This window comes from Paenibacillus lemnae (genome assembly GCF_012933385.1).
Classification (GTDB): Bacteria; Bacillota; Bacilli; order Paenibacillales; family Paenibacillaceae; genus Paenibacillus_AQ; species Paenibacillus_AQ lemnae.
Genome location: NZ_JABBPN010000002.1, coordinates 179,303 through 191,878, shown reverse-complemented (window position 1 = coordinate 191,878; position 12,576 = coordinate 179,303). Strand labels below are relative to the sequence as shown.

The 12,576-nt window shown below is 50.4% G+C and carries 8 protein-coding genes; 7 read left to right on the top strand and 1 reads right to left on the bottom strand.

Annotation, left to right across the window (positions count from 1 at the left end):
• Positions 1-40: 40 nt before the first annotated feature.
• The 7 genes from HII30_RS02835 (at position 41) to HII30_RS02805 (ending at position 11,614) form a co-directional block, all read left to right on the top strand.
• Positions 41-1,360 carry a glycoside hydrolase family 125 protein gene (locus tag HII30_RS02835; RefSeq protein ID WP_169503418.1) on the top strand — a complete coding sequence of 440 codons (1,320 nt, stop codon included), beginning with the start codon at positions 41-43 and terminating at the stop codon, positions 1,358-1,360.
• A complete protein-coding gene (locus tag HII30_RS02830) occupies positions 1,357-4,503 on the top strand; it encodes a beta-galactosidase (protein ID WP_169503417.1) in 3,147 nt (1,048 codons plus the stop codon). Before HII30_RS02835 ends, HII30_RS02830 begins: the two co-directional genes overlap by 4 nt.
• Before the next feature lie 20 nt (positions 4,504-4,523).
• Positions 4,524-7,262, top strand: coding sequence for an alpha-mannosidase (locus HII30_RS02825; RefSeq protein ID WP_169503416.1), 2,739 nt, complete (start codon positions 4,524-4,526; stop codon positions 7,260-7,262).
• Between the two features lie 173 nt (positions 7,263-7,435).
• Positions 7,436-7,831: a VOC family protein gene (locus HII30_RS02820; RefSeq protein ID WP_169503415.1), complete on the top strand. Its 396-nt coding sequence runs from the start codon at positions 7,436-7,438 to the stop codon at positions 7,829-7,831.
• On the top strand, positions 7,812-8,819 hold the full coding sequence (locus HII30_RS02815; RefSeq protein WP_169503414.1) for a LacI family DNA-binding transcriptional regulator: 1,008 nt from the start codon (positions 7,812-7,814) through the stop codon (positions 8,817-8,819). Before HII30_RS02820 ends, HII30_RS02815 begins: the two co-directional genes overlap by 20 nt.
• Positions 8,820-8,966: 147 nt before the next feature.
• On the top strand, positions 8,967-10,676 hold the full coding sequence (locus tag HII30_RS02810) for a hypothetical protein (protein ID WP_169503413.1): 1,710 nt from the start codon (positions 8,967-8,969) through the stop codon (positions 10,674-10,676).
• Positions 10,673-11,614, top strand: a complete 942-nt coding sequence (locus HII30_RS02805; protein WP_169503412.1) for a sugar phosphate isomerase/epimerase family protein — start codon at positions 10,673-10,675, stop codon at positions 11,612-11,614. Before HII30_RS02810 ends, HII30_RS02805 begins: the two co-directional genes overlap by 4 nt.
• A 12-nt stretch (positions 11,615-11,626) precedes the next feature.
• On the opposite strand, the gene HII30_RS02800 is transcribed toward HII30_RS02805, so the two are convergent.
• A complete protein-coding gene (locus HII30_RS02800; protein ID WP_169503411.1) occupies positions 11,627-12,127 on the bottom strand; it encodes a L,D-transpeptidase in 501 nt (166 codons plus the stop codon).
• Positions 12,128-12,576: the final 449 nt, after the last annotated feature.

The following is a 12,576-nucleotide window of genomic DNA, read 5'->3' as shown; positions in this document are numbered from 1 at the left end:
CATCATACATTGATATCTACTCACAAAGGAGCGAACTCACATGGAACAATTCAGACTTCCCAAAATTCCGATGCCCAAGCTTGAGCTTCCGCAGTCCATTCAAGGGGTGCTGAAGGAAGCCGAAGAGAAGCTGGCACATCGTCCAAAGCTGCTTCAGCTTTTCAAGAACACGTTCCCGAATACGCTGGAAACCACAACCAAGCTGATGGATGATGGCACGACATTTGTCATTACAGGTGATATTCCGGCCATGTGGCTGCGGGATTCGGTGGAGCAGGTCATCCACTACATTCCTTTTGCTAAGCATGATACCGATCTGCAGCGGATTCTGAGCGGCCTGATCAAACGGCATATGCAATATATTATGATTGACCCTTATGCGAATGCCTTTAATGAGTCTGCCAATGACTGGCATTGGAACACCGATGATGAGACAGACATGTCTCCATGGGTGTGGGAACGCAAATTTGAGATTGACTCTCTCTGTTTCTCGATCCGGCTGGCTTATGCCTACTGGAAAGAGACGGGGCTGACAGATGTATTTGATGCCGGATTTAAACAAGCGATGATTAAAATCATTGAGCTGTTCAAAGTAGAGCAGCGTCATGCTGAACAATCCCCTTACCGGTTTATGCGGAATAACGGCATACCGGAGGATTCGATCCGCAATGACGGACTGGGCATGCCCGTAAACTATACCGGCATGGTATGGTCCGGATTTCGTTCCAGTGATGATGCATGTGACTTCCACTACAATATCCCTGGCAACATGTTTGCTGTCGTGGCGCTCCGCCATATGCAGGAATTCGCCGAGTGGATCTTCCGCGACATGACCCTGCTTGGTGATCTGAAGAAACTGGAGGCAGAGATCGACCACGGAATCAAGCTGTACGGGATCTACCGCCATCCGGAATTCGGACCGATCTATGCGTATGAAACGGATGGCTTCGGAAATTATGCGCTGCTCGATGATGCAGGTACTCCGGGTCTGATGTCGATTCCTTATCTGGGCTATGTAACAGCAGATGACCCTATCTACCAGAACACAAGACGTTTTGCACTGAGTAAAGAAAATCCGTTCTACTTCGAAGGTAAAGCAGCCAAAGGGATCGGCAGTCCTCATACACCACCGGAATATGTGTGGCATATGGCTCTGTCGATGCAGGGAATTACAGCTGTGAACAAGGATGAGCGGCTTGCGATGATCGATATGCTGGAATCTACGGATGCCGGTACCGGATATATGCATGAAGGTTTCCACTCTGACGATCCGAGTATTTTCACCAGATCGTGGTTTGCCTGGTCTAACAGCCTGTTCTCCCAGCTGGTGTACAAAGCGATGAAGGAAGGGATTCTATGAAGACGAACATCATTTATCTGTATGATCCTGCTTTTCCCGTAGGGGATGGAAGCAGTATCCCATCTTCAGCTTCTGATCTGCAGGAGATGGGTGTCGCTGCAGACGCTTCTTCATTGGCAGAGGTATTATCCTCTGCCGATGAAGGCAGCTGCTTCGTCAATCTGCATGCTCCTTATTTCCCGAAGCAGGCATGGCCTGCGATTCTCGAGTTTCTGAAGAATGGCGGCGGATTGCTGTCGATCGGAGGCGCGCCTTTCAAGATCCCTGTGCGGTTTACGGACGGTACATGGACACCTGAGCCGGCGCAGACGGCTTATCATCAGCAGCTTCATATTCATGAAGCCCTGCCGGTGGACAGTGCGAAAGTGAAGACTTTGGCCAGCCATCAGGATATCTTGACCTTCCATGGCAGTGAAGCATTGTTGACAATCGAGCCGACATGGAATCTGGTTCCTCACGTGACCAAGACCAGTGATCTGCCGGAGCAGATGGGATCAGCAGGGCCGATGGATACCCGGATTTATCCGCTTCTCAAAGGAAAAACGGCAGATGAAAGAGAAATTTCCGCTCCGGTCGTGCTGTGGGAAAATACCGGAGGTCCTTTTCTCGGCAGCCGCTGGATTTTCGTGAACCAGCCGCTGGTTTCCAGCTTCTGGTCACCGGACGGGCTTCAGGCTTTAAACGGATGGGCAAACTTTGCTGCCGATGGCATTACCGAGTTCTGGATCAAGCCGAACTATGCGTCCTATGAATCCGGTGAGCGGGTGCAGCTGACACTTCAGAGCCAGCGTCTTGCGAACCGGCTTGCAGCCCGTGAGGGTGAGTCTTGGTCGTTCCATATCACCGTGGAACATGATACGGATGCATCAGAGCACTGGGAGCACAACGTAAATGCCGATGTCACCGGCCAGCTGAATCTGATCCGCATACCGGTCCCGCTGGAGATTAAGCCCGGATCCTATCGTGTGATTTGTGAAGCCAAAGGACCCCGCGGTGAAGTACGAAAGCTGCGTCAGGGCTTCTGGGGTATGGATACACAGCTGCTCGGCCAGGGGACTCCGGTCACCTGCGAACGCGACTACTTTATCAAGGATGGCCGGCCTATGCCGGTTGTGGGCATGACTTATATGACGTCAGATGTTGCCCGTAAGTTTTTATTCCTCCCTAACAGTGATGTCTGGGACCGCGATATGGCCCAGATGAAGAATGCAGGCATTAACTGGATCCGGACCGGAATCTGGACCGCATACCGGAATGTGATGCAGGTGGATGGACATGCTTCCGAAGAAGTCATGCGTGCGATCGATGCTTTTTTCCTTTCCGCGAAAAAGCATGACCTGCAGGTGACCTTTACCTTCTTCTCCTTCACGCCGGAAACCTGGGAAGGACAAAACCCTTACCTGGATCCGAGAAGCGTGGAAGCTCAGAAACGTTTTATCCGTTCGATCGTGTCCCGTCACAAAAATACAAAAAATGTGGACTGGGACCTCATCAATGAGCCCTCGATGTTCGATCCTCCGCGTATATTCTCGGACGGCCCTCGTTCAGCGAAGGATCCTTTTGAACGTAAAGCCTACAGCGAATGGCTGAAGGCTCGTCATGGAAACATCGAAGTACTTCAGGAACGCTGGAATATGACACCGGATCAGCTGCCGGGCTTTGAGGCTGCCGTGCCGCCGGAGCCGGAAGAAATCAATTTTGATATTCAGGATATGCATCAGGGCAAGAAGGGCACTAGGTTCCTCGACTACTCCCTGTTCTCGATGGAAATGCACAACCGCTGGGCCAAGGAACTATACGAAGCGATCAAGGATGAATGCCCGGATCATATGGTGACCGTCGGGCAGGATGAGGCGCTAGGCGCACAGCGTCCTTCGCCTTTCTTTTATGCCGAAGCTGTGGATTATACTACAGTCCATTCCTGGTGGCTGAACGACTATCTGGTATGGGATGGTATTTTCGCCAAAACGCCGGACAAGCCGAACCTGATCCAGGAAACCGGCATTATGTACGTGGAAACCCCGGAAGGCCGCGCCAAGCGGAGTGAGGCTGAGCTGAGAAATATCCTGGAACGCAAATATGCCTATGCCTTCTCAACTGGCGGAGCAGGTGCAGTTCAATGGATTTGGAATACCAACTTTTATATGGATAACGCCAATGAATCACATATTGGAGCTGTGCGTGCAGATGGCACGGAAAAGCCGGAGGCCGACGTTTCCTATGACTTTGGAGCCTTTATGGAGGAAATCCGTGACTTGTTCAAGGACCGGGTTCTGGAAGAAGGAGCCGTTGTATTCCCTTATTCCAACGATTTCTCCAACCGCAGGCTAGCCTTCGAAGCAACGACGACCGCAGCTCGCGTGCTGGCTTATGAACTGAATATGCCTTTCCGCGCGGTCGGTGAATATGAATTGAGCTCACTTCGGAGTAATCCGGTCAAATGGATTTTGCTGCCAAGCGCCCACAATGTGGATGAGCAGGCAATGGAAGAGCTGCTGGCGATCACCGGTGAAACCGGAGCGACACTGCTGGTGACTGGACCGCTGAGCCTGGATGCCTATTGGCGTCAAACGTCTCGTCTGACGAAGGAGCTGGGAGAAGCTCAAATCGTGAATGTCCGCCGTGAAGAGGCGATTACGATCGGGAACAGGACCTATCCGGTATCCTACGGAAACCGCAAGATCGCGCAAGTCAGCAAGGAAATCCGGACTTCGGCAGCGGAATCACAGGACATATCGAATGTTCCAGCTGGTGACATGTTGATCGAGACTGCAATAGGCAGCGGACGTTTAATCTGGTGCCCGCTTCCTGTAGAAGTGAATGACCGTCTGGAGCCGGTCATCGCGCTGTATCAATATTTGCTCATGCAGGTTGATGCTTCATCTCCATTGGAGTGGATTCGGGGCGGGGAGCTGTCCGGCGTCTATGGCACTGTGCTGCGTTTTGCAGAGGGCTCTCTGTTTGTATTCAGCTCGGAACAGTCGTTCAGCACACCGATTGAAGTACGGGATCCGCAAAGCGGATATACGTATATCTTTGATCTTGAGACTGACCGCAGCGTGCTGTTTACAGCAGATCAGGAAGGTACTCTGAAATCTGTGTATCGTCCTGAAGAAGTGAACGTCGTCGCAGTGAAAGGCTAATACAAGGGGGATTTAAAACCATGACCCAATCCAGAAAAGCACACATTATTTCTCATACCCATTGGGACAGGGAATGGTATCTGCCATATGAAAAGCATCATGTACGACTGATTGAATTGATGGATGGCCTGCTGCAGAAGATGGACCAGGACCCGGATTACCGGTACTTTTTTCTTGACGGACAGACGATCATTCTGGAGGACTATCTCCAGATCCGTCCGCAGAAAAAGGAACAGCTGGATCAGCTGATTCATGAGGGACGTATCCAGATCGGCCCCTGGTACATTCTGCAGGACGCCTTTTTGACAAGCAGTGAAGCCAATGTCCGCAATATGCAGATTGGTCACGAGGATGCTGCTAAATATGGTACGGTGTCCAAAATTGGTTACTTCCCCGATACCTTCGGCTTGGCAGGACAAACGCCGCAGCTGATGCTGCAGTCCGGGATTGACAATGCGTTCTTCGGACGCGGTGTCAAGCCGACCGGGTTCAACAATACAGTGTCAGACGGCGGGTACGAATCCTCATTCTCGGAGCTGACCTGGCAGGGACCGGACGGCTCCAAGGTTCTTGGGGTGCTGTTCGCGAACTGGTACAGCAACGGCAACGAGGTGCCGGTGGATGAGGAAGAGGCGAAGAGCTACTGGGAGAGAAAGCTGGCTGATGCCGAGAAATATGCATCCACAGGAGAACTCTTGTATATGAACGGCTGTGATCATCAGCCGATCCAGCAGGATCTTCCGGAAGCGATCCGTACCGCCGAGAAGCTGTATCCTGACACGCAGTTTGTGCATTCCACCTTCGAGCAGTATCTGGACGACCTGCGGCAGAAGCTGGGGAAAGAGCTTTCCACGGTTCAAGGCGAGCTGCGCAGCCAGCGTACAGACGGCTGGGGGACGCTGGTGAATACGGCCTCTGCGAGAGTGTATCTGAAGCAGATGAATCAGACCGGGCAGAGTATGCTAGAAAAAGTGGCGGAACCGTTAGCCTCATTCGCGAGCCTGGCAGGAAAAGAGTACCCGCACCATTTATTCACCTATGCATGGAAAACACTGATGCAGAACCATCCGCATGACAGCATCTGCGGCTGCAGTGTTGATGAAGTACACCGGGGAATGGTGACCCGCTTTGAGAATAGCCGTCATGTCGCCGAGAGTATTGTAGACGACAGCAAGACAGCGATAGCGGAAGCCATAGACACCTCTGCTTTTACTCAATGGGGAGAGAGCGCCGTTCCATTCGTGGTATTCAACACCACGGGCTGGACACGCAGCGGGACCGTCACACTGGAGCTGGATATTCAGCGTCTGTATTTCCGGGACGGTTATTCCCTGAAAGAGACGCGTGAACGTATGAAGCAGGTGGATCTGTCAGGCATGACCGTGGTCGATGCTCATGGTCATGCGGTTCTGTTTACAATGGAGGACCTGGGTCTTCAGTTCGGTTACGATCTGCCGGATGACCGGTTTCGTCAGCCATACATGTGCCGCAGAGTAAGCGTGACCCTTGAGGTGAAAGATATTGCAGCAATAGGATATCAGACCTTTGCGGTTGTAAAGGGAGATGACAGTCTTGCTGCTTCTCCGGCTTCATCATTGCTGCGGGGAGAACGGGTCATGGAGAATGATCGGCTGATGGTAGAGATCCAGAATGACGGTTCTTTCACATTGACCGATAAGGTGAGCGGCCAAGTGTACCGGGATCAGGGTGTATACGAGAACACCGGAGATATCGGCAACGAGTATATGTTCAAACAGCCGGAAGGTGAGGAAGCTCTCACGACTAAGGGGCTTAAAGCCAAGATCCGCGTTGTGGAAGATACGCCTTACCGTGCCACGATCGAAGCCGTTCATGAATGGGAGATTCCGGCATCTGCTGCCGAAAAGCTGAATGAAGAGCAGATTGAGCTGATTTATTATCCGCAGCGCAAAGCACAGCGCTCAGGAGAGACCGTGAAGCTGTTGATCACCACAAGAATTTCCCTGGAGCGCGGTGGCAGAGGTGTGAAGCTGTCCGCAGCGTTCAATAATCAGGCTAAAGATCACCGACTGCGGGCGCTGTTTCCGACAGACCTGGTTACATCGGTGCATCGTGCTGACTCCATGTTTGAGATCGTAGAGCGCAACAACGAGCCTGCGGAAGAATGGGAGAACCCGAGCAATACCGCTCACCAGCAGGCATTTGTCGATGTCAGCAGCGAGAAGGCCGGCTTGACAGCGGCCAACCTGGGTCTGAACGAGTACGAAGTGCTTCGCGACGGCCGCAGCACGATTGCAATCACCATGCTTCGTGCCGTGGGAGAGCTCGGTGACTGGGGACACTTCCCTACACCGGAAGCCCAATGTCTTGGGGAGAACACGGTTCATATGGAACTCATTCCGCATCAAGGCAGCGGAATCGCAGACGGTGCTTTTGCCGAAGCTTATCAGTTCCAGATCCCTTGGACCACGGTCCAGACATGTGTTCATGAAGGGTCATTCCCTGCTTCTCATTCCCTGTTCGCCTGGGATCACCCTCAGCTTGCATTCTCGTCATTGAAAACAAGCCGTGAATCCGGTGATCTCATGCTGCGCTGGTTCAATATGGGCGGAGAGACTTGTGAGCTGAATGTACGCACAGCTCTGCCTTCTGCAGAGGCTTACAAGACGACGATTCTGGAAGAACGAAACGATGAATGCCAGTCCATGAATCAGGAGAACGGCTTCAGTCTTACCGTAAATCCTTATGAGATTGTCACGATTGGCGTTAAAACGCATTAAAATGGTCACTACAATACATGTTCCGAATATTCTATAACATCGAAATGGCGGTATCAGGGTTTTATCTGATGCCGTCATTTTATTTGTTTTTCAGGAAGAAAGACCTTATTGCCGTCGAGAGAACGTTATAATAGAATGAATTCACCATACCTACCAGGGAGGAGCAAGCCGGAATGATCACATTTATGGGGCTGCATCATGTAAGCCTTGCGGTAAGAAATTTAGAGAAAGCCAGAGTGTTTTATTCAGAAAGGCTGCAGTTAAAGGAGATTCAAAGACCGCCGTTTGATTCCAAAGGAATCTGGTATGCGGTAGGAGAACAGCAGCTGCATCTGCTGGAGCATCCGGGAGGGGATACCTTGCGTGAGCGGGGAATTGATACGATCGACGGCCATCTTTCCGTGTGGGTGAAGAGCTATCAGGAAACGAAGGATTGGCTGGATCAGCAGGAGATCCCTTATGAAGCCCGGCCTGACAGCATTGCAGGATTCGCCCAAATTTATGTGCTGGACCCGGACCGGAACATTATTGAGTTTGGAGCACCATACCATGAAACCGACCATTTATGATATTGCAAGACTTGCAGGTGTATCCACAGCTACGGTATCGAAAGTGTTCAATAATCGAGGGAGCATCAGTGACAAAACGAAGAAGCGAATTATGGCCATCAGCGAGGAGTTGAATTATCAACCCAGCGGAGTGGCGTCAGCACTGGCCGGTAAAAAAACATTTACGATCGGCCTGCTGATTCCGGATGTGATGAACCCTTTTTTTGCGGAGATGACAAGACATGTCGAGGACCGGGCGCATGAGCTGGGATTTAACCTGGTCATCTGTAATACAGATAACAACCAGCAAAAAGAACTCAAATACATCCAGCTGCTGCGCCAGAAAAGAGTGGACGGTATCGTTGCAGCCACCGGTGTCAGTGATGAGAAGCTGCTGAAAGAATTAATCAAGGATGAAATTCCGGTGGCGCTCATATCCAGAGACATGTCCGTTCTTTCCGCCAGTACCGTGCTGGTCGATGACTTTGCCGGTGGACACGCAGCAGCCAGTTATCTTATTGCGCTTGGGCACCGGCGTATTGGCATTGTAACCGAGAGTCTGGACATCATCAGCAGCAGAGATCGAGTGCGAGGATTCCAGGATGCGATGGATAATGCGGGGTTAACCTTGGCAGGCGATCAAGTGAAAGTGTCGGATTTTTCACCAGAAGGCGGCAGCAGAGCGGCTTGTGAGCTGCTGGACTCCACTCATCCGCCTACGGCTATTTTTGCATGTAACGACATCCTGGCCATTGGCGTGATGCATGCTGCCAGGCAAAAAGGACTGTCTGTTCCGCTGCAGCTTTCGGTGATCGGGTTCGACAATACCCTGCTGGCTGCGCTGAGTGATCCTCCGCTTACGACAATTGCCCAGCCGATTCAGGCTATGGGTCAGCAGGTTGTCGATCTGATCACCAGAGAAATTAACGAGATTACAAGCATTAAACAGCGGATTGTGCTGCTGCCAGAGCTTGTCATCCGGGGATCTGCCCAAGAGCCGGCCACCTAACCCAGGAGTCTGGCTCTTTTTTTTTAATGAAGAGGTATCAGCCTGGAGAAATTGCCTATTGTAACTTCGGAAAAAGGCTTTTACAATGTAACAAGGAAAGCGCTTACCCTTTATCATAATACTTAAAAGACAGGGAGGAACTCCAGTATGAATATATTGCCGAACATGACGGAGCAGCAGCATCATTTAATTGAGCAGTCTTTGGTTCATCTCGATGCCCACTATGACCACGAGATATCGTTGATACGACAAAGTGCCGAGCATGAACCCCTCCGTCACTCCACACGAAGCAGCGCGCATTATGCATTGGGTCTTCTAATTCGTAACCAGGAAGGTGACCTTCAAAGAGCGATAGATATTCTGCATGAGGTGCTTAAGCTGCAGCTGGACGCGGAGGATGAAATTTTTGACGGTACGTTTCTCACATCCCCACAGGGTAAACAGCCGCCGAAAGGAAATTACCCTTGGAAAACACTGGGTGCAGGGCATTCGTATTTCCTGGATACGAGCCTTGAAAAAATTGCTGATGAGATGCTGTTTCGGGCGCGAGCGGAACGTACGTTGACCCGGGAAGATGAGCAGGCGGTAAAACGAAGCTTCTGGGACGCAGTACATACCGTTCTCCCGCCTGTCTGGAAGAGCTATGATCCGAACTGGCGGGAATTTATAAGCAGCTGTTTTGCGGTGATCCTCGAACACTTTGAGGCAGATCTGCCGACAGAACTCGTCCGAAAGATGGACCACGCGATGTTGAAGGCGGTTCAAGGTTCTATAGATCGCAGATTGTCTGATGCTGTCCCGATGAACACTAATATTGAATTGATGCATATTTTCATTGCCGATTATTTCGGACACCGTTACGGCACATCTGAGTGGAAAGCGCATGGTGATAGAGAGGCAGAACGATTCTTAGCAGGCTATCGTGAATTCGGTACGTTTGCGGAGTTTAACTCGACTACATATTACGGTGTGGATCTGACTGTGCTGGGTATGATCCGGAGCTGGAGCCGTTCCGCCAAAGTGGTGGACATGGGCCGTGAAGTGGAGCAGGGACTGTGGGAGAATATCGCTGCATTTTATAATTCCAATCTGGAGAATCTGGCAGGGCCTTTCAGCAGAGCCTATGCCATGGAGATGACGGAACACAGCTCCATGGGAGTATTTCTATATCTCGCTTTAGGGGAGCCTTACAGACATCTGGCAGATCTGAATTGTGAAAGCTCACATGATGCCCTCATCGCACTGGCCGGGGTAAATGTGCCGCAGCATTTAATTCAGGCTTTTACTTCACACCAAGGGGACCGTATGGTAGTCCGCCAATTCCGGGAGCTGATTGAACGTAATCACCCTGCTGCGAATTCGTATCTTTGTACCGCGTCTGCCTGGATTGAAGAAAAACTGATGATCGGAGGATTATCGGGAAGCCGGAATACGAGTGGTCAGCTTCATCCTGCCACCATTCACTGGATGGACAGCAGCGGTGAGAAATACTATCTGAGACTGCTGCGGCGAGAGATTGGTGACCACTGGAGCACGCATTACAGAGGGGTTGTCATGGATGCCAAAGCTTCAGAGGGCAAGTTGGAGATTGAGGTGACACTTGCTGGACTGCATGATATGGAAGTATTGTTTGAAGTCAGCGGCCGGAATCTCGACCCTCACTCTGCTGTGATTTCTCCGGATCAGTGGAGTCTGCCCGGCCTTGACATTATGGTGGTAGCTCAGGCGCCGGAGCCGCGAGTGGAAGCACGTGAAGACAGCATGGAGATTGTCTACTTCTCGCCCGGAGGGGTTCCTGATGGAGAGGGCAGAACAATGACATTCAAACTGCACATCAAGGAAGGGAGCTTATTATGAAACAAGGTTATTCATTCTCAACCATGTGGAATCTTAGAAGACATCAGAGCGGTAAAGATATGATCAATGAAATTAAAGGGCTCGGTTTTGCCCAGGTAGAGCTCAATTACAATGTGACCGAAGAACTCCTGGCCGATATCCGGCCGATGGTGGATCAAGGGGACATCATCGTTTCCAGTGTACATAATGTGTTCCCGTTTATAGCAGACAGGGATTATGATACAGATTCCGTCATGCTGGGATTTGACGATCCTATCAAACGTCAGAAAGCAGTGGACCTTCTGAAGAAATCCGCAGATTATGCTGACAGCCTGGGGGCCAAGGCAGTGGTGGTCCATCCCGGCGAAGTGCCATTTGATGACAATATTGATGCGATTCTCAAGAAACTGTGGGTTGAAAAGGGCCGAGAGTCCAAGGAATATCAGACCCTTTGGGGTGAAATGCTGGCACGTCGAAATGAGCTGGCGCCGATTCATGTCACCCGCATCCGTGAAAGCCTAGAAGATGTTTGCAGCTATATTGAACAAAAAGGGTATGACGTTCGTATTGGTATCGAGACACGTTCCAGATGTAATCAAATCCCCACCCTGCAGGAGGCCAACCAGATCATAACCGAACTTGGCGGAGACCGGGTTGGCATTTGGTATGACATTGGGCATGGCACGATGATGGGCAGAATGGGATTGTATGATAATGAACAAGAAATTCTGGAACTTAAAGATAAAGTGCTCGGTGTTCATATTCATGAGACCGTAGGTATCGTAGACCATTGGTGTCCTTACATTCACAGCGAGGACCTGGAAGGTTTTGATGTGTTTCTCCCGGTGATTGCAGCTGCTCCAATCAAGGTGTACGAGCTGCGGGCACCATGTGAAGCACAACAGATTGAGCGCAGCTACCAGATTATGAAGGGAAAAATGGATCAATTACAGCTATAGCCTATAGAATAACTAACGGATGAGTACAGGGGTGTTCATCTTAACCCGATCATACAGCCAGATGACGTTTTTATTGTGCATTCGAATGCATCCTGCGGACACATACTTGCCGATAGATGCCGGATTGTTCGTACCGTGAATAGCATAAGCATAACTAAGTCTGCCGTTAATCTTGACATTGATCCCGAGCCAGCGGGCTCCTAATGGATTTTTGGGGTCCCCACCTTTAATTTTTTCTTTGTAATACGGCCTGTTTTTTACTTTCTCGTGAATCTTGAACAGGCCCTCTGGCGTATCAGAAGGCATTCTGCCTGTAGCGACAGGAAAACTCCGGATGGCTTTGCCTTTTTCATAATAGGTGAGGGTATTGCTGGATTTCTCGATAAGAATGAACTGTTTATGCTTGCTGTACTTGGCGTCAAGCTTGGGGCTGGCAGCGTCAAGGGGCTGGATGCCAGGGACGAACAAGATCAGCAGCAGGGCAAACACCAGGGTGCGGTACAATAACTTCATGACTAATTTTCACCTCTTTCGCCTCCCAGTATATGCGCAGACTCTTCAATATTGCCTGGACCAGGAATCCGGCGGGTACATTGAAACAATATGGAGAACTGTACATATATACAATACTTGTTTCAACAGGAAACAGAAAGGGTAAAAATATCACAAGTGGGAAGTGGTATTTATCATTCAGACAGACGAAAAAGAAGACAGTTGTCCATTTTCGAAAGGTTGTGAATGAACCATGAACACGGCAGTAAGGAAAAGAAAAATCCGTTCGAAGTTTAGACGGTTTTTCCAAGGTAAAGCACCCTAGCTATTGGAATATAGCTTAATCTCATAATCGCTTCCCACGAAGAAGGCCTTGCGGAGATCCGCAGGGCCTTTCTGTTGTGATCAGCAAAGCATTGAATTTGTCCTAAGATTGTTACATCAATCTTAAAACCTTCTTCTATAACAAC

Bases quoted from the DNA above. Each gene is read 5' to 3' on its own strand.
- HII30_RS02835 (WP_169503418.1), top strand. From the start codon at position 41: ATGGAACAATTCAGACTTCCCAAAATTCCGATGCCCAAGCTTGAGCTT.
- HII30_RS02830 (WP_169503417.1), top strand. From the start codon at position 1,357: ATGAAGACGAACATCATTTATCTGTATGATCCTGCTTTTCCCGTAGGG.
- HII30_RS02825 (WP_169503416.1), top strand. From the start codon at position 4,524: ATGACCCAATCCAGAAAAGCACACATTATTTCTCATACCCATTGGGAC.
- HII30_RS02820 (WP_169503415.1), top strand. From the start codon at position 7,436: ATGATCACATTTATGGGGCTGCATCATGTAAGCCTTGCGGTAAGAAAT.
- HII30_RS02815 (WP_169503414.1), top strand. From the start codon at position 7,812: ATGAAACCGACCATTTATGATATTGCAAGACTTGCAGGTGTATCCACA.
- HII30_RS02810 (WP_169503413.1), top strand. From the start codon at position 8,967: ATGAATATATTGCCGAACATGACGGAGCAGCAGCATCATTTAATTGAG.
- HII30_RS02805 (WP_169503412.1), top strand. From the start codon at position 10,673: ATGAAACAAGGTTATTCATTCTCAACCATGTGGAATCTTAGAAGACAT.
- HII30_RS02800 (WP_169503411.1), bottom strand. From the start codon at position 12,127: ATGAAGTTATTGTACCGCACCCTGGTGTTTGCCCTGCTGCTGATCTTG.